Source organism: Natronoarchaeum rubrum, from assembly GCF_024494695.1.
In genome coordinates, this window is the sequence record NZ_JANHDP010000001.1 from 602,385 (window position 1) to 623,265 (window position 20,881).

Consider the following 20,881-nt stretch of genomic DNA (forward strand, 5'->3'; position numbering starts at 1 on the left):
GCTATCCCTCGACCCGGTGGCGCTCGGCCTCGGTCGCGGCGAGCTGGAGGTCCTGCCGGAGCGCCGCGATGGCGTCCTCCGGGTCGGTCTCCGAGTCGAAGACCCGGTCGAAGCCGAGCTCGCGGAACTTCCGGCGGGTCTCCTCGAAGTCGTCCTGTCCGACGGCGAGGTTGCCGCCGATGTAGGTCAGGACGTCGAGGCCGGCCTCGTCGAGGCGCTCGCGGAACCCCTGGCAGTCCTGTTCCGCGTGGCCGTACAGCGACGAGATCAGTACAGCCTCGGCGTCGGCGTCGTCCGCTGCGGTGATGAAGTCCTCTTGAGAGGTCTGGACGCCCAGGTTGACGACGTCGAACCCCGCTGCGCGCAGGGCCTGTTCTAGAATCGTGATGCCGACGACGTGCGCGTCGGATCCGATGACGCCGAGGATGACTGTCTTCGCCATGTCGGTGTCTCGACGGTCGAATGAAGAACCCTTATAGTTAATGGTTTTTCATGATAATATTCCTTAAGGGATTAGATATAGTCGGATGGTAGACAATCACAACGGTTGAGAGACAACCACATTCTTCATGATTTATAGGGAATGTTTTTCCCTCCCCTCCCCGACGCCCACTCCATGGGAGCGCTCGACGACTTGCGCGTGCTCGATCTGACGCAGGTGCTCGCCGGCCCGTACTGCACGATGTTGCTCGCGGACATGGGCGCGGACGTGGTAAAGATCGAGCGCCCGGGCGGGGACCTCATCCGGTCGAACCCGCCGTTCTACGAGGACGCCGACGCCGAAGCGTACGGCGGCTACTTTCAGTCCGTGAACCGCGGCAAGCGCAGCGTCGAGCTGAACCTCGGCGACGACGCCGACCGCGAGGACTTCCTCTCGCTCGTCGAGCGCGCAGACGTCGTCGTCGAGAACTACCGCGCGGGGACGATGGAGCAGTTCGATCTCGGCTACGAGACGCTGCGGGAGCGCAACCCCGAGTTAATCTACAGCTCGATCCGGGGCTTCGGCGACCCGCGTACCGGCGAGACCCATCGACAAGGGCAACCGTCGTTCGATCTGGTCGCCCAGGCGCTCGGCGGCGTCATGGAGATCACGGGCCAGGAGGACGGCCCGCCGACGAAGGTCGGCCCCGGTGTCGGCGACCTCTTCACCGCGGCGCTCAACGCGGTGGGGATTCTCGCCGCGGTCCACCACCGCGACCGCACGGGCGAGGGCCAGTACGTCGACACCGCGATGTACGACGCCATGATCAGCCTCTGCGAGCGGACGGTCTACCAGCACTCTTACGACGGCGCGGCGCCGACCCGACAGGGCAACTCACACCCGACGCTGTTCCCCTACGACGCGTTCGAGACCGCGGACGGCTACGTCGTGATCGCCGCGTTCGGGAGCAACCACTGGCGCGAACTCTGCGAGGCGATGGATCGACCGGATCTCGCAGCGGAGTATCCCGACCGCGAAAGCCGGCTCGCCAACCGCGAGTCGCTGCGTGAGGCCATCGTCGAGTGGACGCGGAGCAAGCCGACCGACGCCGTGCTCGACGCGCTCGACGGGCTGCCGACCGCTCCCGTGCAGGACGCTGCCGACATCGCGGCCGATCCTCACGTCGAGGCGCGCGAGATGCGCGTCGGCGTCGACCAGCCGGGCGCCGACGCCGAAGTCGCGATCGCGGGGAATCCCATCAAGATGACTCGGACGCCGACCCGGCCGGGCGAGCGCGCGCCGCTGCTCGACGAACACCGGTCGGAGCTACTGGACGACGCCGCACAGGCCGAGGCGGACGACTGATCGGGGAGCCATAGCGGACGACTGACTGGGGCCCATTTTTCCTCGCCGGGCGAGGTTTCAAGTATGCGTCGGGAAACGGTACTGGTAATGACGAGTCAGCGAGCGACACACAGGGGAGGGGACCGCGAGTGAGCGAGCAAGAGCGCATCCGGATCGGCGAGCTGACCGCCGCGGCGGGCGAGGAAAACTCGGGCGCGCCCGTCGAACTCCCCGTCGTCGACGTGCTGACGGGCCGCGGCTTCGTGACGGGCAAGAGCGGATCCGGGAAGTCAAACACAGCCAGCGTCGTGATCGAGGAGTTGCTCGACGCGGGCTACCCCGTCCTGATCGTCGACACCGACGGCGAGTACTACGGGCTCAAGGAGGAGTACGAACTGCTCCACGCCGGCGCCGACGAGGAGTGCGACATCCAGATCGGCCCCGACCACGCCGAGAAGATCGCGAATCTCGCCTTAGAGGAGAACGTCCCGATCATTCTCGACGTCTCGGGCTATCTGGACGAGGACGTCGCTGACGAACTGCTCCGGGAGACCGCCCGGCACCTGTTCACCAAGGAAAAGAAGCTGAAGAAACCGTTCCTGCTGGTGGTCGAGGAGGTCCACGAGTACCTCCCCCAGAAGGGCGGCGGCGGCGAGACGGGCAAGATGCTGATCAAGATCGGCAAGCGCGGGCGCAAGCACGGGCTCGGTATCATGGGGATCAGCCAGCGGCCCGCCGACGTCAAGAAGGACTTCATCACGCAGGCGAACTGGCTCGTCTGGCACCGGCTCACCTGGGACAACGACACCAAAGTCGTCGGGCGCGTCGTCGACACCGAGTACCAGGAAGCCGTCTCCGAACTGGCCGACGGCGAGGCGTTCCTCCAGACCGACTGGACCGAGGTCGACGTGCGCCAGATCCAGTTCCGTCGCAAGCGCACGTTCGACGCCGGCGCCACGCCCGGCCTCGACGACTTCGAGCGGCCCGAACTCAAGTCCGTCAGCGACTCGCTGATGGACGACCTCGAAACGATCTCCGAGGAAGAGGAGCAACGCGAGAGCGAACTCGCCGACCTCCAGCAGGAACTCGACAAGAAGGTCGCGAAGATCAACCAGTTAGAGCAGGACCTCGAGAACGCACGGGACGTCTCGAACGCCGCCCGCCAGCTCGCCAACGCGTTCTCGCGGGGCGACGTGGCGTCGACGCCGGAGGAGGTCGAGTCGCGACTCGCCGCCAAGGACGACCGCATCGGGGAACTCGAAGACCGCGTCGAAGATCTGGAAGCCGAACTCGACGACGCCCACGAGTACATCGACCAGCTCGAAGCGGAGAACCAGCGCCTGCAGGAGGCGACCGCGCCGATCGACTTCGACGACGAGCGGGCCACGGTGCAGGCGTCGTTCCCCGCCGGCGGGGCCGACGCCGCGGATGCCGCGGCGACTGACGCTGACGGCGTTGCTCCGGAACGACCGGGCGCTGATGGCGTCGCCCCCGAGCGACCGGACGATGGCGATGCCGGCAGACAACACTCGAACGGCGACGCCGCGGTCGCGGTCGACGCGGATACACAGCCAGCGGAGAGCGAGTCGACGACGAGCGACGACGCTGCGGACACGGAGCGCCCCGACTCGTCAGCAGAGACTACAGCAGAAGACCTCGACGCCGAAAGCGTGCTGGCGTACGTCCGCAGCGATCCGATCGCGCCGGAGGTCGCCGACGCCGCGGAGCGAGCCCACGTCGACGAGGCCGCGCGGCGCGCCGTCGTCGAAGAAGTCGCGGCGGACGGCCCGATCGCCGCGGCGTCGATCGCCGAGCGGACCGACGTGCAGGTCCAGTACGTCTGGACGTTCCTCTCGGAGCTCCGCGATCGACCGTACCTCGTTCGCAACCCGCAAGGCGAATACGCGTTCGATCTCGATGCGCTGATCGCTTGCGGACAACGGGTCGAAGAAGACGTAGACGGGCTCGACGCGCTGCTCGAACGGTTCGACGCCTAGTTGAGCATCGACTGGGCGACCGTCGCGAGCTGATCGTTGCCCGCGGCTTCGAGTCGGTCGTCACCGAGCGTCAGGCGCAGGCGCGGACGGCCGACGTCGATCGGAACCTTCTCCGTCTCGATCAGGCCCATCTCCTCGAGCTCGGTCTTGGTGCGGGAGAACGTCGCCTTGCTGGCGACGCCGGTGTCCTCGCCCCACTTGCTCACGTCGTACAGCAGTTCCTCGTTCTTGGCGGCGACCAGCAGGCTGATCGTCACCTCGTCGAGGCCGTCGCCGTCGCCGCGCGCGGTTTCGAGCGACCCCAGCATCGCCTCGAAGTCCCGCTCGGCGTGCTCGCCCATCTCCGTCGAGAGGCCCTCGCGAACCTTCGACAGCGGCGGCGTCCGCAGGGGGTACGTCTCCGCCTCGTCCCACTGTCGACCGTAGGTCTCGATCGCGTCGGCGACGAACGCGTCGTCGTCGGAGACGAGCCCGGCGACCGACGCTCCGGCGTCGACGACGGCGACGACGGCGTCGTCGTGGAGCAACAGCGGGTTCCCCTCGGCGTCCTCGTTCACGCGGAGTTCGAGCGCATCGGCCTCGATCAGGTCGGCGGCGTTGCTGGCGACGATGAAGTCGCTCATCACGTCCTTGACCGTGTCGGGGTGGCCCAGCAGGCGCACCGTCGGCGGCGCGTCGGCGTCCGCCAGCGTCGACACGAGTTCCCGAACTGTCTCGCCGGACGGGTTCACCGCCGTCAGTTCGTCGTCGGCCGCGTCGACGGCGTCGCGCACGAGGTCCGCTCGCGTTCGATCGAGTATATTCTCGCTCATACGCTACTCTGTTAACTCTTCACACATTTAATTTTATCGGCCTGCGGGTGGTGATCGCAAATTACGCCAATCACCGCGGAAACAACCGTCGACGGCACGGCCCTCGGATCGTGCTATCGTCCGCATAAGGATATATCCGTCCTTGTTCAATTTTGCTCCGTCGCCGCAAATCTCTCGGGCGTCTCGTTAGAACTAACGACACGACTCCCCCCTCGCGCGCGTTCGTCGCGCCACGGACAGCGCTGATATCGAAACCGGTGTCGACGACGGTGGCAATCCTGAACGGGGAATCGTCCTTCGGAGCAGGTGCAGATAGTACGACGCCGGGCCGACACCCTCGTACTGTTCGCGCTCGACGGATCGCTGTCGCCGGCATAGGAACGTTTTTCCCGAATCCGTCCACAGATCGGTGTATGGACTGGCCGCACGATCCCGACGACGAGGAGGGCAGCGAAGGGATGCGTAAGTACGGGATGGCGATCATCGCCAAGAAGGTCGACGAGGACGAGGACTTCCCGCTGTCGGCCGAGGAGTTCGTCGCCGAGCACGGCGACGAGCCGATCCGCATCAACTACCAGCGCGTCGTCAGCCTCCGAGAGATTTTCGAGCACGTCGACGCCGAGGAGTTCGAGACGATCGTCGACATGCACAAGGAAGTCGGGAAAGCGATCCGCGAGGGCGGCTACTGGGACTACCACCCCGTCGGCTCGAATCCCGAGACCAAGCGCGCCTGAGTCGGGACGCCGGACCGCAGTTGACTGCCGCGCCGCTTCGCGTCACTTATACGAGATGCTTCACAAGAAGGTGATACCGTGACGAACACGCAGGTTACGCTCGTTCAGATCGACAACTACGGCCCGTGGACGGTGACGCCGGAACCGCGCCGGGAAGTCGACCTCCAGACGCTACAGTCCCGCCTGTACGCTGACCTCTCGCAGCTCGTCGGCAACCGGGGCGGCTACGTCTTCTTTACCCGGTTCGACAACATGATCGCCGTGACCAACGGGCTCGACGAGTCCGACCACGCGATGATCCAGGAGTCGATCGGGAACCGCTACCCGGTGACCGTCAGCCTCTCGGTGGCCACGGGCACGACGCCCGCCCACGCGCTCGCGGACGCCACCGATCGGCTGCAGGACCGTGGCAGCGCGCAGGACAAGAACCGCCGCGAAATTCTGTGCGGGCGCACGATCGGAGACGAGCACCGTACCGACGAGGACGTCCGGATCGCCCACTTCGACGTGATCGACGCGACCGGCGAGTACACCGACCGGCTCAGCGCGTTCGAGACGTTCATCGAGATCGAGCAGGGGTACGCGACGCTGATGAAACAGATGCACGGCGAAAACGACGCGCTCTCCTTTTTCGTCGGCGGCGACAACGTCATCGCGACATGTCCGACGCTCGGCGAAGAGGACTACATCGACGCGATCGACCACGTCTCCGAGATCGCCGGCGTTGACCTCCGCGTCGGCGTCGGCGCCGGGAAGACGGCCCACGAGGCCGGGATGGACGCCAAACACGCGCTGGAGAACGCCCGGGCGAGCGGTGACGCGGTCTGGTTCGCCGAGTGACACCGCTTTCGGACGACCATCCTGGTTCGAGAGCAGCCACACCGAGCGCCGAAAACGTCTACAAGAACTAATCTACCGCGGGAACGGTGATAAGTGTGGTGTAGGTAGCTTTTAGACCGCTCGCTTGCTACTTTGTCACATGGACGACGACGTGACAGTGCGCGACATGATGTCCCGGGAGTACGTCGGCGTCAGCGAGTCCGACGCGGTCGCGGACGTCGCGGACGTGCTCTGCGAGGACGAGGCGACGCTCGCCGCCGTCGTCCGGGGCAGCCGGCCGGTCGGCGTCGTGACGGCTCACGACCTGCTGTCGCACGTCTCGGACGACGCGGCGTCGATGACGGTCGGCGACGTGATGCGGGAGCCCGAGCCGACGACCGCGCCCGACCGATCGTTCCTCGACGCGCTGGACCTGATGTCGACGCAGGGCACCCGGCGACTGCTCGTGACCGACGACGACGAACTGGTCGGCGTGCTGACCGCCGACGACGCGGTGACTGCAGCGACCTCGCTGCTACAGAACGGCGGCGCCGGCGTGGAGTCGGATCGACAGCCGATCGGCGCGGACGTCGGTACCGAGGCCGCTGCCGCCGGGAGCGTCTCGGACGATCGCGCCCGTGCGAGCGCGAACACGAACTACTCCTCTCAGAGCGTTTGCGAGAGCTGCGGCTCGCTGACCCGCGACCTCCAGAACTTCAACGGGCAGCTCATCTGCGCCGACTGTCGAGACGTGTGAGTCGAACGGGAGCTCCTCGCCGGGGGTTACCGTCTCGGTCGCTCACGATACTGACGAACCGCTAGCCATGGACATCGAACGGCCCGCGATCGAGGATGTCGACGAACTTTCCGATCTCTGGGTCGCGCTGGCCCGCGAGCAGCGCGCTCACGGCACGCACATCCGCCCCGAAGCCAACCGCTCGCGGATCGCGGAGACGATGAACCGCCACGCCATCGCCGAGGAGGCGTTCGTCGCGCGGGCGAACGGTGAGATCGTCGGGTTCGTGACCTACGAGCGCGCCGGCGAGGGCTTCGAGACGGACGTCGACCGCGGCGTCGTCCAGAACCTGTACGTCAGGCCGGCGTTCCGCGACGCTGGCGTCGGGGCGTCGCTGCTCGCTCGGGCCGAAGCCGACCTCGCCGCGAACGGCGCCGACGCGATCACCGTCGAGGCGATGGCCGACAACGAAGCCGCCCGCAGATTTTATCGGTCGAACGGATACGGTCGCCACCGGGTCGCGCTGGAGAAGCGACTGCGAGACGAAAACCACTCAAAGGATGGGGGCTAACGACTATTCGCGCCAGGGGAGCTTGGGCGGTTCAAGCACTCGACTTGTAATCGAGAATCCAGGGGTTCAAATCCCCTCCCTGGCTCTTCTGTCCGAACGAACGTGAGGACGAAGAGCGACCGGAAAGATGTGAATCGGGGAGCGGGAAGTGAGCAAGCGGCAGCGAGCGAACGGGAACGACCGTGGTTCAGATCCCCTCCCAACCCGAACGCCGCTCCGAGGGCGGACCGTCTACAACTCGACGCCGGCCCGGTCCTCGCCGACGCCGAACCGAGTTCGTTTTATCGACCGTAGCCCAACGTGGCCGGCGTGGAGAACGTAACAGACCGGACGAGCAACCCGTTCGGCATGCGACCGCCCTGTGAGGACGTCTGCGCGGCCGACGGCCCCGAGGCCGCGTTCGGCTACGGCGACGCCAACGCCGACTTCCACGTGATCGGCGACCGCCCGGACGTCCACGGCGGCCGCGAGACTGGGATCCCGTTCACGGACTCGGGCGCCGGCGATCGGTTGCAGGACGTGTTACGGAACGTAGGGCTGCTGGCCGAATCCGACGGCGACCCCGACCCGTCGAACGTCTTCCTGAGCTACCTCTACATGTGCTGTCTGCCGGAGGGAGAATCCCCCGACGAGCGCGAATACGCCGAACTGGAACCGTTCTTCGACGCCGAACTTCGGGCCATCGCGGCGCACGTGTTGCTGCCCGTCGGCGAGCGCGCGACCGCACACGTTCTGGAGAACTACACCGCCCAGGCGAGGCGCCTCGAACTGGACATGCGCGAGCTACACGCCGCCGAAATCAAGGGCAGCGGCTTCCTCGTCGTTCCGATCCGGGAGCCGACGGAGTGGACCGACACGGACGCCGAGCGCATCGACGCGCGGCTCCGCGCGATGCTGGCTGGCGACTACCGCCAGACCTCTGACCTCAGCCGGTTCCTCGTCGACGACGAGCGGTACATGGTCCGATAGCCGACCGCGGCCCCGTTACCGACGCAGCTCCGACACGTCGGCGTAGTCGACGCCGGCGCGCCGGGCAGTTACGGCGTCGCGCTCCGAATCACCGACGAACAGCGCGCCGTCCGGGGCGACGCCGATGCGATCGATCGCCGCCAGCAGCGGCTCCGGATCGGGTTTGTGCGTCGCGACGGTGTCCCGCCCGACCACCGCGGCGACGTGGTCGTCGAGATCGTGAGTCTTCAGGGCGATCCGGCAGGCCGTCTCGCAGTTGAGCGAGCAGACGGCGACCGGTTCGACCGTCGCGAGATCGTCGCCCGACGGGAGGCGCGTCGACGTTCGGGCGCCGTCCCGCTCGTGGTCCGCGATGGTCGCCTCGACCCGATCGCGGATGCCGTGTTCTTCGGCGTCTTCCAGCATCGCCCACAGGCCGCGCCCGTCGGCGCCGACGCCCGCGTCGTCGTACACCGCAGCAACGTCGCTCGCGACGGCCGCCCAGTCGACGTCGAGGTCGACGATCGTCCCGTCGAGGTCGAAGACGACGCCGTCGTAGGAGTCGATCATACCGGCCGTTGTGGCGACCGGACGAAGAGTACTTCGGTGAGTCCGACGACGATGCCGCTCAATTGCTGGCTTCGAGCGCTTCGAGACTGGTGAGATGAACCCGCCCGCTGGCGGTCACTTCGACGCGGTAGCCCGATGTCCGAAATTCGACGCGGCCCTGTCGACGATCCCCGCCGGCCGTCCCGTCGAACAGCGCGTCGAGCGCGTCCGGGTCGATGACCTGATAGAGGGGCTCGAGTTCGAGCGGATCGACGCCCTTCGCGTCCGCCAGCGCCTCGACGACGGCCTCGCTCGGCGACTGTGCGGCCGAGTCGTCTCGTTGGGGAGTGGGAGTCATTGTTCACCCTCTCGGTGCGCAACGATAAAAGATTGACGAGAGATTTCACCAGCCTTTATTGATGATTTCGGATATTTCTAAGGAACCAATGTAATCGGGAGGGAACTCTAATTTGACAAAATCCGGGCCCGATCACGAGCAGTCCGACGCCGACATCCGGGATCGGACTCAGATGATGTACCAGCGCGCAAGCAGCGCCGTGATCGCATCGAAGGCCCTGAACCCCAGTCCGTAGCCGAGGAACGCCGGAACGGCGCCGACGAGTACGCTCCTGCCGAGAGAGATCCGGTGGACCTCGGAGAGCCCGATCGTCAGCAGCGCGGCGGCGTACAGCCCCGCCAGCGCGCGCACCTCCACGATCGGGACGCCCGTCAGCGCGCACGGGGCGGCGGCGTACGCGAGCACCTGTACCGTCTCGCTGATGCCGGCGCGGTCCGGTGCCAGCGGAATCAACAGCACGGTCTGGAGCGCGGCGAGAACGTGCAACGCCGCGGGCGTCACGAACAGCACCGCCGCGAGGATCCGCACGACATCGAACAGCGGCGAGCCAGCGTTCGACGCGCCGGGGACGAACGCGACGCGAGTGGTTTCGGCGACGAGCACGACGCCCATCGCGAACAGCAGGCCGGGCGCCTGGTCGCGGGGGACGACGCGCTCCCGAAAGAACCGCCGGGGCGAGACGAGCACGCGGAGCCACGACCGTACCAGCTCGGTCGTGAGGTGGTCCTCGGCGCCGACGCGGTCGGCGACGCCGGTCACGGCGACCGCCTCCGCGCTGCAGTGGGGCGACCCGTTCGGCTCGTCGGCGTTCGCTCGCTCATCGCCTCTACCGTGGGCGCCCTGCCGATAAAGCGTTGCCATCCGCGGGCACGACGGCGGTCGTCAACTCGGCGCGACGCCGCAGTGGCCATCCATCCGGCGGACGCTGCGGGCGGTCAGGCGCCGATGTTCTCCTCGCTCTCGAAGGTTTCCGGGTCCGGCTCGATTCCGGCGTACTGGACGACGCGGCGCCCGAGCGTCGCGACGCGTTCTTCGAGTTCGTCGTCTACGAACTCGTCGTCCTCGATCGCCTGGTACGCCCGGGGGACCACCGCCTGGTACGGCAGCACCCAGGCGTCGAGCGCGCGACAGACCGATCGGAGGTGATCGAGCGCCGTGACGGGAAATCGTCCGCCGGCGACGGCCAGCAGCCCCACCGTCTCGTTCTCGAACTCGTCGAACCCGCAGTAGTCCAGCGCGGTCTTGAGAACCGACGAGTACGAGCCGTGGTACATCGGCGTCCCGAGCAGGACGGCGTCGGCTTCGCGAACCCTGCGGGCCAGCTCCGGCGCGTCGCCGGCGTCCGGGGCATCGGCGTCGAACACCGGTAGCTCCAGCTCCCGGAGGTCGATCAGCTCCGTCGACGCACCAACCCGCTCCGCGGCGTCGAGCGCGACGGCGAGGGCGGTTCGCGTGTGACTCTCGTCTCTGAGGCTCCCGCAGATCGCGACGACGTGCGTATTCTCGGCCATGGTCGGGCACACGCGGGCCGGGACCCAATAGATTGTGGAGCGATTCGATGCGGCCGAAACTCCCGGAGCCGTCACGACTGGGCGTCGTCGAGCGGCGACGCGCGGGCAGCGAAGTACCTTAGACCCTGCGCGGTAAATCGTGACGTATGTCCGACACGGAACTCGACGACGTCGACCGGGAGATCCTCCACGCGCTCCAGGAGGACGCCCGCGGGCTGTCGTCCGGCGAGATCGCCGAGCGGACCGAGGCGTCCTCCAGCACGGTGCGCAAGCGGATCCAGCGCCTGGAGTCCGAGGGCGTCCTCAAGGGGTACAGCGCCGACATCGACTACCAGGCGTCGGGCTACCCGCTCCGGATGCTCCTCTTTTGCACGGCGTCGATCACCGAGCGCGGCGATCTCATCGAGGACGTGCTGGACATCCCGGGCGTCGTCTCGGTTCAGGAGCTCGTGACGGGCGAGCAGAACCTGCTGGTGACCGCCGTGGGAGAGACCGACGACGACATCACGCCGGTCGCTCAGGAGCTGCTCGACATGGACTTGACCGTCGCCGACGAAGTGCTCGTCCGCAGCCACGAGACGACGCCGTTCGACGACTTCTCGTCGGAGTAAGAGCGACGCGCGAGCCGCAGGGGCTACCGATCGCCGTCAGCTGCCGATCGCCTTGACCCGCGGCCACACGAACCCGCGCCCGAGCAGCGTGGCGATCGCCAGTCCCGGCAGGACGCCGTAACAGACGAGCTCGGCCGCCAGCGGCATCGTCGCGACCGACCCGGCGGCGCCAGTCGCGATCGCGACGTTCGCGAGCAGGCCGACCGCCGGCGTCGCGACGCCGAGAACGTAGAGGTAGGAGGGGTCCCACCCGTAGTACTGTCGCGTCTTCCGGATGACCACGAGGAAGACGACGGGCATCAGCACCGCTCCCGCGACGAACAGCCCGGCCGCCGCGCCGACCGCGTCGCCCGCGACGACGCCGCTGGCGTACTCCCAGCCGGTCGTGACGCCGTAGCGGTCGCCGACGAGCGCGCCACGCAGCGCCGCGGCGTCCGCGCCGGCCGCCCCGAGTTCGCCGCCGAGCGTCGTCAGCCCGTTGCGGTTGGCGTAGCCGTAGTAGCCGACGCCCGCGACGTACAGCGCGATCGAGAGGAAGATCAGCGGCCAGCCGAGCGACGCCGTCTTGAACCAGTTCGCCACGGCGTTGTCGAACAGCAGCCCCGTGACGCCGCCGGCGGCGTCGCTCGACGCCGAACTCCCGCCGGAGGTCGTGCCGCCCGATGCCGTGCCGCCCGATGCCGTGCCGCCCGCTGCGGCGTTCGCGGCCGCGTCGGCGGCGCCGGCCTGTGCCGTGCCGCCGTCGCCGACCGTCGATCCGGCGGCGGACGCGTCGGTCGAACCCGCGTTCGAGGTCGATGCGGTCGAGGCTCCCGACGACCCCGACGTCGTCGATCGGGATGATCCGGACCTCGACGAGCGCGAGGAGGAACTCGATCCGCCCGCGGAGCCGCTTCCCGAACGCGAGGCGGAACTCGTCCGCGAACTGGTCGAGGAGTTCGGGGTCGACCCGGACGACGAACTCGACGACGACCGGGACGTCGATCCGGCGGAGCTCCGCGTACTGGCGCGACCGGAGCCGCTGGAACCGGGGCCGCTACTGGACGATCCCGAGCGACTCGTTCCGGCGTCGCTCCCTGTCGTCCCGGAACTGGTGCTCGTGGTCCGCGAGCTGCGACTCGTAGTGCTGTTGCTCGTCGTTTTCGAGCTACTCCCCGTCGTTCCGGAGCTGGCGGTGCTACTCGTGGCACTCGACGACGACGCGTCGGCGTCGGCGTCGTCTTCGTCCTCGTCCTCGGACGGCCAGCTATCGGGGTCGGGCATGCCGTCCATCCGCTTCGCGACGTACGTCGAGTGGCCGAGGCGGTCGTAGGACTGTCGCTCGGAGGAGCTTTTGAGGGTGTCGTAGGCCTTCTTGATCGCGGTGAACTGGGCGGTCGCACGGGGGTCGTCGTTCCGGTCGGGATGGTACTCCTGGACCATCTCCCGGAACGCGTCGCGGATTTCCTCTTTCGAGGCATCCTCGTCGACGCCGAGCAGATCGTAGAAATCGTTCGTCATAGAGACCCGTTTGTCGACGCAAAGGAAACGCAAGTATATAATTGCAAGGAAGAAGCTAAAAGTCCGCGAGCGACGCCTGCCCCGCCCCGTCGATCTCGGCGTCCTCGGGATCGGCGTCGGTCTCCCCGGGATCGGCGTCGGTCTCCCCGGGATCGGCGTCGGCATTCTCAGGGTCGGTGTTGGCAGCCGCGTCATCGGCGTCGTCCTGAGAACTGTCAGGCGCTCCGCCGGCGTTGCTCTCCGGCGTCGCGGCATCGTCGTCGCCGGAATCGGGCCCGTCCCAGCCCGTCAGCCGGGACTGCTCCCCGCCGGCGAACGAGAGGTTCGAGACCCTGACGCCGACTTTCCGCACCGGCTCCTCGGCGAACTCCGCGAACAGGTCCAGCGCGATCTCCTCGACGAGGTCGGCGTCCTCGACGGGTCCCGGAAGCGACCGTTCGCGCGTGTTGATGTCGTACGGCGGCGTCACGGCCTTGACGCCGATCGTACGGTACTGGGCGCCCTCGCGCTCGGCGCGGTCCGCCACCGCCTCGGCGAGCGCCCGGAGCTGGTCGCGCTTGCGGTCGGCCGCCTCGACGGCCTCGGCGAACGCCGACTCCCGCGAGAGGCTCTTGGGATCGCCCGTCGGCGTCACCTCGCGGTCGTCGGCGCCGCGAGCGCGATCGTACAGTTCGCGGCCGCGCTCGCCGAACCGGGACTCCAGCTCGTGGGGGTCGGCGTCGGCCAGATCGCCGGCCGTCTCGATGCCGAGTTCGCGGAGCGTCCGGGCGGTCACCGGCCCCACGCCGTGGACCTCCTCGACGTCGAGCGGCGCGAAGAAGTCCGCGACCTCGCCGGGCTCGACCACGACGAGCCCGTCGGGCTTGTCGCGGTCGCTGGCGACCTTCGCGGCGCTCAGGGTCGGCGCGACGCCGACGCTCGCGACGACGCCGACCTCCCGCTCGATGCGGTTCTTGACGTGGCGGGCGAACCCGTCGACGACGGTCCACGCCGTGCGGTCGGTGACGTCGAGGTAGGCCTCGTCGATGCTGACTTCGCGGACCACGTCCGCGCAGTCGTGGAGGATCTCCTTGACCTCGCCGGCGATCTCCGAGTAATAGTCCAGATCGACCGGGCGATAGTAGCCGGCCGGTTCGTCGGCGGCATCCTCGTCGTCCTCGGCGTCGACCTGCCGGGGCAGCCGCTCCAGCGCCGTCGATATCGCCTGTGCGCTCTCGACGCCGTACTCGCGGGCCTCGTAGCTGGCGGTCGCGACGGCGCCGATGTCGTCGTCCGGTTCGTACCCCATCCCGACGACGAGCGGCTCGCCCTCCAGTTCCGGCTCGCGCAGCCGCTCGCAGGCCGCGTAGAAACAGTCCATGTCGACGTGGAGGACGATCTGGTCGGGCGCGCCGGCGTCGACGCCCGGCAGCGTTCCGTCCCCCGCTCCCGTCATATCGCCCTCTTTGCCCGCCGTATCGTTAAAGCTCTTGCTCCCGGCCGCTGATCGCTCGGGAGCGGGCGGCGACGGGCGACGACGGGCGGCGACGGTTGTACCGGGAATGTTACGGGGCGATAAGATCGTTCCGCCGAGAGTTTCTTATCGGTGGACTGAGATACGTGGGACATGAGCGTCGTAGACGTCGCCGACGTAACCAAGACGTACGGCAATTTTCGCGCCCTCGACGGCCTCTCGCTGGCAGTCGAGCGCGGCGAAACGTTCGGCCTACTCGGACCGAACGGCGCGGGCAAGACGACGACGATCCAGTTACTGACCGGTCAGGTGCGGCCCGACAGCGGGACGCTGTCGGTGCTGGGCACCGATCCGGCGACCGAGCCGATCGAAACCCGACGAAAGGTCGGCATCGTTCCCGAGAAGGAGTCGCCGCCGAGCTTCCAGAGCCCGCGCGAGTACTTCCAGTTCGTCGGTCGCGTGCGCGGCATCGACTCCGACGTGCTGGCCGAGCGCGTCGACGAGTGGGCCGAGCGCCTCTCTTTTGCGGACAAACTCGACGCCATGTCGACGGACCTCTCGCGCGGGCAACAACAGAAGGTGATGCTCTCGCAGGCGTTCCTCCACGACCCCGACCTGGTGTTCATCGACGAGCCGCTGGCCAACCTGGACCCGATCGTTCAGGCCCGCGTCAAGGAGTTCTTCGAGGAGTACCGATCGGCCGGCAACGCCCTGTTCCTCTCGACGCATCACATCGAGGTCGCCGAGGAGATCTGCACGCGCGTCGGCGTCGTCGCGGACGGCCGGCTCGTCTCCGAGCGCAAGCCCGCCGAGATGGGGACTGAGGAGTCGCTGCTCGACGTGTTCGTCGACGAGGTCGACCGGAACGACGACGACCGACGCGACGGGCGGGACGCCGACGAGCGCTCGTCGAAACCGACCGCACGATCATGAGCCGTAAGCTCGACCGGACGCTGTTCGCCGGGATGGTCCGCGAGGAGTGGCGGCTCCACGCCGAACTGTTCGGCGGGCGGCGCTTCGCCGCCTTTCCCCTGTTCGTCGCGCTGGTCGCCGGCGCGGCCGTCGTCGCGCTGACCGAAACCGGGACCTCGGTGGCGGCGGTCGTCGCCGGCCTCCACGCGCTGGTGTTCGCGTTCGGCCTCCACACCGGCTCGATCGGGCTGGTCGGCCGCGACGCCATGGACAACCTGCTCGGCGAGGTGAACCTGCTCGTGTTCTCGGCGCGGACGCTGCCCATCTCGCGCCGGCGTCTTCTCGTGCACTTCCTCGCGAAGGACGCGCTGTACTACTCGGCGCTGTTCATCCTGCCCGTCGCCCTGGCGTTCCTGCCCGCCGTCGGCGGTAGCGGCGGCGAGTTCGGCATCGCGCAGCTCCCACTCCTGTACCTCTCGCTGACGGCGACGTTCGTGCTCGGACTCGTCGTTACGCTCGCGTTACTGGGGCTGTCGTCGCGCGGCGTCGCGGGCTGGCTGGCGGCCGGCGCGCTGGCGGCGGCCGTCGGCGGCGCGCACGTCGCCGGCGTCGACTGGGTGAGCGCGACGCCGTACGCGCTGTTCGCGTCGCCCTCGCCGCTGGCGGTCGCCGGCACGATCGGTTCCGTCGGCGTCGCCGCGGCGATCGGCCTCGTCGCGTTCGACCCCTCGACGTCGACGCCGACGCGCTCGGTCGACCCGGCGTTCGAGCGCTGGCGCGCCCGGTTCGGCGACGAGACGGGGCTGACGACCAAGACGTTCTTGGACGTCGCGCGCTCGGAGGGCGGCCTCTGGAAGGTACCGTTTTCCGGCGGCGTGATCTTCGGCGTCTGCGTCGGGCTGGTCGAACTCGCCGGCCGGATCACCGGCGTCGAGGCCTCGACCGGCGCGACGTTCGGCGCCTTACTGGGGCTGTCGGCGTTCACGACGTACAACTGGGTCACCCAGTACGACGACGCCGAATCGTACCTGCAGTACCCGCTCTCGCTCGACGCGCTATTTGAAGCCAAGCGTCGCGTCGCCGCGTTCGTCGGGCTGCCGACCGCAGTCGCGTACTTCGCGATCGCCGCGGTCGCGTTCGACGCCCGCCCGGTCGACGCCGTCGCGGGACTCGTCTTGCTCGTCGGCTTCCACCAGTACCTGCTGGGTGTGACGACGTATCTGGCCGGCTTCGATCCCGGAGAATTCCTGTTCGACACCGTGCTGTTCGCGGTGTTTACCGTCGCCGTCGCGGCGACGCTGGTCCCGCTGCTGATCGTCGGGCTGGTGCTGGCGCCGCTGTCGGGGACGGCGCTGGCGGCGCTTGCTGGTGCGGGCGTCCTGATGCTGGCGGTCGGCGAACTGGCGTACCGCCGGGCGGTCGATCGCTGGACCGACCGACTGGGCGCTTGATCGACGGAGGCGCGACCGAATGACGCGGTCTCGTCTCGACGCCTGCTCGTGATGGCGGTGGTTCTCGGGTGACGGAATACAAATGCCCGTCTTTTGCGCACGAAGTTTTAACTCCAGTTGTGTGCTATCTGATGGCATGGACGTACGTCAGGCACGCCCGGACGACGGCGCGGCGATCAGAACCGTCGCCCGCCAGTCGATGTACGCGTCGTACTCGATGAGTCCGGACACGATCGACGCCGCAGTCGAGGAGTGGTACGACGACGCCGCGATCGAGGACGCGACCGAGGACGACGATCGGCAGTTCCTCGTCGGCGAGCGCGACGAGGAGATCGTGGCGTTCGCCGACGCCGTCGTAGTGGGCGACGACGAGACGGGAGACCTCCACTGGCTGCACGTTCACCCGGACTACCGGGGCGAGGGCGTCGCGAAGACGCTGCTCGACGAGACCCGCGACGCGCTCGCCGAGCGCAGCGTCGACGTGCTCCGGGGGATGGTGCTGTCGGACAACAGCGAGGGCAACTCTTTCTACCGTCACCACGGCTTCGAGACGGTAGACGAGCGCGAGATCGAGATCGACGGGCGACGGCACGTCGAGAACGTCTACGTCGAGCAGCGCGCGTCGGGGCTGGCCGCGGCCGTCCCGGCCGGCGAGGCGGAGGACGCCACGGCCGAGGAGTCGGGGGACCGGCTGATCGAGGCGACGACCGACGACGGTCGGACGGTGTACGCCGACCGGTCGGACCCGGACAAGGGATCGATGGCACCCTTCTTCGTCACCTACGCCGACCGCGACGCCGAGCGCAAGTACGGCTACTACTGCGATAACTGCGAGTCGCTGGCGACCGCGATGGACTCGATGGGGCGGATCGAGTGCGGCGACTGCGGCAACGCGCGAAAGCCGTCGCGCTGGGACGCGTCGTATCTCTGATCGGAGTCGATCCTCGCTGTTTTCTCCGCATTGGGGTACGGCGACGCGGCGTCGACCGCGCCGCGGCGGCCGCGACGTCTATGCTAACCGGTAAGAGGGACCAGTCCCAACTGACGGGCGATGCAAACACGAGTCGAGGACCACGTACCGCTGCTGACGGGCGTGCTGTCGATCGTCTCGCTGGCGATCGTGTTCGCGGCGGCGCTGCAGGCCGTGCCGACGGACGCGCTGCCGACGGCGCCCGACGCCGTGCTGGACGCCATCCCGACGCTCAACGCCGTCGTCAGCCTGGCCGCGATCGGCACCATCACCGCCGGCGTCAGAGCGATCCGACGCGGCGACGTGGACCGCCACCGGAAGCTCATGATGACTTCGTTCGGCCTGTTCGTCGCGTTTCTCGCGATGTACCTCTACCGCGTCTCCCTGCTCGGGCCGTCGTCGTTCGCTGGCCCGGCGGTCGTCGAGCGGTTCGTCTACTACCCGGTGCTCGCGATCCACATTCTGCTCGCGATCGCGTCGCTGCCGCCGGTGTACTACGCGCTGTTGCTCGCGCTAACGCGGCCGGCCGCCGAGCTGCCGTCGACGAACCACGCGCGGGTCGGCCGAGTGGCGGCGTCGCTGTGGCTCGTCTCCTTCGCGCTCGGCGTCGTCGTCTACCTGCTGTTGCACGTGCTGTTTTAGGGGTTGGCTACGAGGAACTGTCGTACTGCATCGGGGCTATCCGCGACCCGTTATGAACTGCTTTCACATGGAAGCTCTGGAGGTAACCCCGGCTACGGCGTGTATCTACCCATGAGTGGGGGGAATCAGCGAATACGGGGCGAACAGTCCAGAAGTCCGGAGTTGACGCCGAATCGCGTGTTCGAGATTCTGGAGAGTCAGCGGCGTCGGCACGTACTTTCCTATCTGCGTCGCCGTGATCGGGAAGTACACGCCGACGAACTTGCGGCGGCCGTCGCGGCGCGCGAGAACGACGTCGATCCCGCGGACGTCGACGAGGACCGACTCCGTCAGATCCAGCTCTCGCTCCACCACGTCCACCTGCCGAAGTTAGAGAGCGCCGGGCTGATAGAGTGCTCGCAGGGAGACGAGCGCACCGTCGAACTGACCGGCGACATCGGCCCGCTCGAACCGGGCCTGGATGTCCAGCAGACCGACCAACGGCGGGAGTACTACACCAACTAACTGTTCTCACCGGGCGACGAACAGCGGCGTCGCCACGTGCGTCGCAACCGCGATCAGACGCCGTCGTCGAGTTCGCTGTCGACCTCGCTGACGCGCACGCCCTTCGACTGGAGGTGCTGGAGCTGGCGACGCGCGAACTCCTCCTCGGTCGTCCCGCGCGTCGCGAGCACGAACACTCGCGCTTTGCCCGAGGGTCGCATGGTCCGGCCGGCGCGTTGGGAGCCCTGCCGGCGCGATCCGCCCAGCCCCGACGCCATGATCGCGAGGTCGGCGTCGGGCAGGTCGATCCCCTCGTCGCCGACCCGGGAGACGATCAGCACGTCGCGCTCGTTCCGCCGGAACTGACTGAAGAGTCGTTCCCGGCGGGCGTGAGGCATCTCGCCGCTCACGAACGGAATATTGAGGGCTTCGGCGAGCTCGTCGCCCTGATCGATGTAATCGGCGAAGATCAGCGCTTTCGATCCCGGATGGTCGGCGAGGATCTCGCGGACCTCCTCGATCTTCGTGGGATTCGACGCCGCGAGCTGGCGCTTCTCGTGGCGCTCGGCCGTAGCGTACTCGTCCTGGTAGGTGTCCTGATCCCACGGGACGTACCGGATCTCTACTTCGGGCTCTTGCACGTAGCCGGCGTCGAACAGCGCGTCCCAGTCGGTGCCGATCGGCGGGCCGATCAGCGTGTAGATCTCCTTCTCGCGGTCGTCCTCGCGGATCGGCGTCGCCGAGAGCCCGAGCCGGGCGCTCGTCTGGAGGTCGGCACTGCGCCGGTGGACGTCCGCGGGGACGTGGTGAACCTCGTCGTAGACGATCAGTCCCCAGCGGCGCTCGTCGAACAGTTGGCGGTGGCGATCCATCCCGGCGGTCTGGTAGGTCGCGATCGTGACGGGGCGGACGTTCTTCGTCCCGCCGTGGTACTCGCCGATCTGGTCGGGGGCGAGATCGGTGTGGGCCAGCAGCGTGTCGCGCCACTGGCTCGCGAGTTCCCGGGTCGGGACGAGGATCAGCGTCTCGCCGCCGATCGCCGCCATGATCCCCATCGCGGCGACGGTCTTCCCGCTGCCCGGCGGGCCGACCAGCACGCCCGATCCCGAGTCGACGAAGCGAGTCACCCAGTCGGACTGGTAGCCGCGCAGATCGAGATCGAGCGAGATGTCGATCGGGTCGCCCTCATCGAGGTCGCGCTGGTCCTGCACCGGGTAACCCGCCTCGTACAGCGTCCGCTTGATCGACGCCTCGGATCCTTCGGCGACCCAGCTCTCGGTGTCCGAGATGGGAGCGCGAAGCTGGGCCTCGTCTAGCTTCTGGCGCGCGACGTTGCCCATCAGCTCGGCGTTCCGGGCTTCGAGCACGGTGTAGCCGTCCTCGTGGGTGAACAGGCGGAACTGGCGCGCCCGGTCCCACTGGTCTTCGATCCACTCTTCCAGTCCGCCCAGACGCTCTGGGAGCACCTGCCGAACGGTCTTGAGAAGTCGCTCGAACGAGTCGTACGGCGCCTGCCAGACGTCCTCCTTCCGGATATCGTAGCGGTACGCCTCCGATCCGGAGACGTCCGCGAGGTGGGCGAACTGCGAGAGCTGGGCCCGGGTGAACTGCGTGGGCTGGTCGACGACGATCTCGCGGCGCTTCGGGAACGGGACGACCCGCTCGCGGTCGGCAATCTCGCCCCACTCGGTCGGGTACCAGACCACCGGATCGGTTTCGACGTCGACGCGCCGGACGTCGCCCCGCTCGACCAACCCCTCAAGCGCGTCGACGGCGTCGGACTGGTCGCGGTCGAGCGTCCGGCCGACCTCGCTGGCGGTGACGACCGGCCGTCCGGCGTCCTCCAGCGCGTCGTGGAACTCGTCGAGCGCGACGGTCGACTCCTCGGCGTCGTTCTCTGACGACGCCGCGGCGGCAACGTCGTCCTCCGCCGTTGCGTCGTCCCCAGCAGCGTCGCCTTCGCCCGTTTCGGGACTGCTCTCGTCGCCTGAAGCGCGAACCTCGTCGTCTGTCACTGCCGGTTCTAGGGTGGCGGGGAGTCAAACGACTTTCGCGAGCC

Annotated in this window: 23 protein-coding genes, 1 tRNA gene and 1 pseudogene; 15 read left to right on the plus strand and 10 right to left on the minus strand. The window is 67.9% G+C overall.

What is annotated here, in order from left to right:
• Position 1: 1 nt before the first annotated feature.
• The gene (glmS, locus tag NO931_RS03160) at positions 2–442 is read right to left on the minus strand and encodes a methylaspartate mutase subunit S (protein WP_256391171.1); all 441 of its coding nucleotides are present in this window, start codon (positions 440–442) and stop codon (positions 2–4) included.
• Between the two features lie 174 nt (positions 443–616).
• Here glmS and mct point away from each other — a divergent pair, with 174 nt between their 5' ends.
• A complete protein-coding gene (mct, locus tag NO931_RS03165; RefSeq protein ID WP_256391172.1) occupies positions 617–1,786 on the plus strand; it encodes a succinyl-CoA:mesaconate CoA-transferase in 1,170 nt (389 codons plus the stop codon).
• Between the two features lie 128 nt (positions 1,787–1,914).
• On the plus strand, positions 1,915–3,762 hold the full coding sequence (locus NO931_RS03170) for a helicase HerA domain-containing protein (protein ID WP_256391173.1): 1,848 nt from the start codon (positions 1,915–1,917) through the stop codon (positions 3,760–3,762).
• On the opposite strand, the gene tbsP is transcribed toward NO931_RS03170, so the two are convergent.
• The gene (gene tbsP / locus NO931_RS03175) at positions 3,759–4,574 is read right to left on the minus strand and encodes a transcriptional regulator TbsP (protein WP_256391174.1); all 816 of its coding nucleotides are present in this window, start codon (positions 4,572–4,574) and stop codon (positions 3,759–3,761) included. The two genes, NO931_RS03170 and tbsP, sit on opposite strands and share 4 nt — an antisense overlap.
• Before the next feature lie 413 nt (positions 4,575–4,987).
• Here tbsP and NO931_RS03180 point away from each other — a divergent pair, with 413 nt between their 5' ends.
• From NO931_RS03180 to NO931_RS03205, 6 genes are all read left to right on the plus strand, one after another.
• Entirely contained in the window at positions 4,988–5,308 is a 321-nt protein-coding gene (locus tag NO931_RS03180; RefSeq protein WP_256391175.1) for a DUF5785 family protein, read from the plus strand.
• A gap of 78 nt (positions 5,309–5,386) precedes the next feature.
• Positions 5,387–6,148 carry a GTP cyclohydrolase III gene (locus NO931_RS03185; protein WP_256391176.1) on the plus strand — a complete coding sequence of 254 codons (762 nt, stop codon included), beginning with the start codon at positions 5,387–5,389 and terminating at the stop codon, positions 6,146–6,148.
• Between the two features lie 139 nt (positions 6,149–6,287).
• On the plus strand, positions 6,288–6,884 hold the full coding sequence (locus NO931_RS03190; protein WP_256391177.1) for a CBS domain-containing protein: 597 nt from the start codon (positions 6,288–6,290) through the stop codon (positions 6,882–6,884).
• Positions 6,885–6,951: 67 nt separating this feature from the next.
• Entirely contained in the window at positions 6,952–7,434 is a 483-nt protein-coding gene (locus NO931_RS03195; protein ID WP_256391178.1) for a GNAT family N-acetyltransferase, read from the plus strand.
• 11 nt (positions 7,435–7,445) lie between these two features.
• Positions 7,446–7,519, plus strand: a tRNA-Thr gene (locus NO931_RS03200).
• Between the two features lie 224 nt (positions 7,520–7,743).
• On the plus strand, positions 7,744–8,403 hold the full coding sequence (locus NO931_RS03205) for a uracil-DNA glycosylase family protein (protein ID WP_256391179.1): 660 nt from the start codon (positions 7,744–7,746) through the stop codon (positions 8,401–8,403).
• A 15-nt stretch (positions 8,404–8,418) separates the two neighbouring features.
• Here NO931_RS03205 and NO931_RS03210 read toward each other — a convergent pair whose 3' ends face one another.
• From NO931_RS03210 to NO931_RS03225, 4 genes are all read right to left on the minus strand, one after another.
• Positions 8,419–8,952, minus strand: a complete 534-nt coding sequence (locus tag NO931_RS03210) for an HAD family hydrolase (RefSeq protein ID WP_256391180.1) — start codon at positions 8,950–8,952, stop codon at positions 8,419–8,421.
• 58 nt (positions 8,953–9,010) lie between these two features.
• Positions 9,011–9,289 (minus strand): DdfA family disk-determining factor, encoded by a 279-nt coding sequence (ddfA, locus tag NO931_RS03215; RefSeq protein WP_256391181.1) that lies wholly within the window; start codon positions 9,287–9,289, stop codon positions 9,011–9,013.
• Positions 9,290–9,457: 168 nt separating this feature from the next.
• On the minus strand, positions 9,458–10,150 hold the full coding sequence (locus NO931_RS03220; protein WP_256391182.1) for a YIP1 family protein: 693 nt from the start codon (positions 10,148–10,150) through the stop codon (positions 9,458–9,460).
• 74 nt (positions 10,151–10,224) lie between these two features.
• Positions 10,225–10,800 carry an NADPH-dependent FMN reductase gene (locus NO931_RS03225; RefSeq protein WP_256391183.1) on the minus strand — a complete coding sequence of 192 codons (576 nt, stop codon included), beginning with the start codon at positions 10,798–10,800 and terminating at the stop codon, positions 10,225–10,227.
• A 146-nt stretch (positions 10,801–10,946) separates the two neighbouring features.
• Here NO931_RS03225 and NO931_RS03230 point away from each other — a divergent pair, with 146 nt between their 5' ends.
• Complete coding sequence (locus tag NO931_RS03230) at positions 10,947–11,411, plus strand: Lrp/AsnC family transcriptional regulator (RefSeq protein ID WP_256391184.1); 465 nt, start codon at positions 10,947–10,949, stop codon at positions 11,409–11,411.
• 36 nt (positions 11,412–11,447) lie between these two features.
• On the opposite strand, the gene NO931_RS03235 is transcribed toward NO931_RS03230, so the two are convergent.
• Positions 11,448–11,993 (minus strand): hypothetical protein, encoded by a 546-nt coding sequence (locus NO931_RS03235; protein WP_256391185.1) that lies wholly within the window; start codon positions 11,991–11,993, stop codon positions 11,448–11,450.
• On the opposite strand from NO931_RS03235, the gene NO931_RS03240 reads away from it, so the two are divergent.
• A complete protein-coding gene (locus NO931_RS03240) occupies positions 11,977–12,723 on the plus strand; it encodes a hypothetical protein (RefSeq protein WP_256391186.1) in 747 nt (248 codons plus the stop codon). The two genes, NO931_RS03235 and NO931_RS03240, sit on opposite strands and share 17 nt — an antisense overlap.
• A gap of 53 nt (positions 12,724–12,776) precedes the next feature.
• Here the strand turns inward: NO931_RS03240 and NO931_RS20800 are convergent.
• Positions 12,777–13,076: pseudogene (locus NO931_RS20800) on the minus strand (J domain-containing protein); the annotation flags it as partial.
• A complete protein-coding gene (gene dinB / locus NO931_RS03245) occupies positions 12,967–14,346 on the minus strand; it encodes a DNA polymerase IV (RefSeq protein WP_256391187.1) in 1,380 nt (459 codons plus the stop codon). The pseudogene NO931_RS20800 and the gene dinB, both read right to left, overlap by 110 nt.
• Before the next feature lie 171 nt (positions 14,347–14,517).
• On the opposite strand from dinB, the gene NO931_RS03250 reads away from it, so the two are divergent.
• From NO931_RS03250 to NO931_RS03270, 5 genes are all read left to right on the plus strand, one after another.
• Positions 14,518–15,297, plus strand: a complete 780-nt coding sequence (locus tag NO931_RS03250) for an ABC transporter ATP-binding protein (protein WP_256391188.1) — start codon at positions 14,518–14,520, stop codon at positions 15,295–15,297.
• Positions 15,294–16,727 (plus strand): hypothetical protein, encoded by a 1,434-nt coding sequence (locus NO931_RS03255; protein ID WP_256391189.1) that lies wholly within the window; start codon positions 15,294–15,296, stop codon positions 16,725–16,727. The genes NO931_RS03250 and NO931_RS03255 overlap by 4 nt, the downstream gene beginning before the upstream one ends.
• Positions 16,728–16,863: 136 nt before the next feature.
• Positions 16,864–17,658, plus strand: coding sequence for a GNAT family N-acetyltransferase (locus NO931_RS03260; RefSeq protein ID WP_256391190.1), 795 nt, complete (start codon positions 16,864–16,866; stop codon positions 17,656–17,658).
• Positions 17,659–17,778: 120 nt separating this feature from the next.
• The gene (locus tag NO931_RS03265) at positions 17,779–18,339 is read left to right on the plus strand and encodes a DUF420 domain-containing protein (protein WP_256391191.1); all 561 of its coding nucleotides are present in this window, start codon (positions 17,779–17,781) and stop codon (positions 18,337–18,339) included.
• A gap of 111 nt (positions 18,340–18,450) precedes the next feature.
• Positions 18,451–18,843: a DUF7344 domain-containing protein gene (locus NO931_RS03270; protein ID WP_256391192.1), complete on the plus strand. Its 393-nt coding sequence runs from the start codon at positions 18,451–18,453 to the stop codon at positions 18,841–18,843.
• 53 nt (positions 18,844–18,896) lie between these two features.
• On the opposite strand, the gene NO931_RS03275 is transcribed toward NO931_RS03270, so the two are convergent.
• The gene (locus NO931_RS03275) at positions 18,897–20,837 is read right to left on the minus strand and encodes a DEAD/DEAH box helicase (RefSeq protein WP_375142020.1); all 1,941 of its coding nucleotides are present in this window, start codon (positions 20,835–20,837) and stop codon (positions 18,897–18,899) included.
• Positions 20,838–20,881 lie beyond the last annotated feature (44 nt).

Excerpts from the sequence above, each read along its gene's own strand:
- glmS (WP_256391171.1), bottom strand. The coding sequence starts at position 442 with ATGGCGAAGACAGTCATCCTCGGCGTCATCGGATCCGACGCGCACGTC.
- mct (WP_256391172.1), top strand. The coding sequence starts at position 617 with ATGGGAGCGCTCGACGACTTGCGCGTGCTCGATCTGACGCAGGTGCTC.
- tbsP (WP_256391174.1), bottom strand. The coding sequence starts at position 4,574 with ATGAGCGAGAATATACTCGATCGAACGCGAGCGGACCTCGTGCGCGAC.
- NO931_RS03180 (WP_256391175.1), top strand. The coding sequence starts at position 4,988 with ATGGACTGGCCGCACGATCCCGACGACGAGGAGGGCAGCGAAGGGATG.
- NO931_RS03190 (WP_256391177.1), top strand. The coding sequence starts at position 6,288 with ATGGACGACGACGTGACAGTGCGCGACATGATGTCCCGGGAGTACGTC.
- NO931_RS03195 (WP_256391178.1), top strand. The coding sequence starts at position 6,952 with ATGGACATCGAACGGCCCGCGATCGAGGATGTCGACGAACTTTCCGAT.
- NO931_RS03210 (WP_256391180.1), bottom strand. The coding sequence starts at position 8,952 with ATGATCGACTCCTACGACGGCGTCGTCTTCGACCTCGACGGGACGATC.
- ddfA (WP_256391181.1), bottom strand. The coding sequence starts at position 9,289 with ATGACTCCCACTCCCCAACGAGACGACTCGGCCGCACAGTCGCCGAGC.
- NO931_RS03220 (WP_256391182.1), bottom strand. The coding sequence starts at position 10,150 with ATGGCAACGCTTTATCGGCAGGGCGCCCACGGTAGAGGCGATGAGCGA.
- NO931_RS03225 (WP_256391183.1), bottom strand. The coding sequence starts at position 10,800 with ATGGCCGAGAATACGCACGTCGTCGCGATCTGCGGGAGCCTCAGAGAC.
- NO931_RS03230 (WP_256391184.1), top strand. The coding sequence starts at position 10,947 with ATGTCCGACACGGAACTCGACGACGTCGACCGGGAGATCCTCCACGCG.
- dinB (WP_256391187.1), bottom strand. The coding sequence starts at position 14,346 with ATGACGGGAGCGGGGGACGGAACGCTGCCGGGCGTCGACGCCGGCGCG.
- NO931_RS03250 (WP_256391188.1), top strand. The coding sequence starts at position 14,518 with ATGAGCGTCGTAGACGTCGCCGACGTAACCAAGACGTACGGCAATTTT.
- NO931_RS03255 (WP_256391189.1), top strand. The coding sequence starts at position 15,294 with ATGAGCCGTAAGCTCGACCGGACGCTGTTCGCCGGGATGGTCCGCGAG.
- NO931_RS03260 (WP_256391190.1), top strand. The coding sequence starts at position 16,864 with ATGGACGTACGTCAGGCACGCCCGGACGACGGCGCGGCGATCAGAACC.
- NO931_RS03265 (WP_256391191.1), top strand. The coding sequence starts at position 17,779 with ATGCAAACACGAGTCGAGGACCACGTACCGCTGCTGACGGGCGTGCTG.
- NO931_RS03270 (WP_256391192.1), top strand. The coding sequence starts at position 18,451 with ATGAGTGGGGGGAATCAGCGAATACGGGGCGAACAGTCCAGAAGTCCG.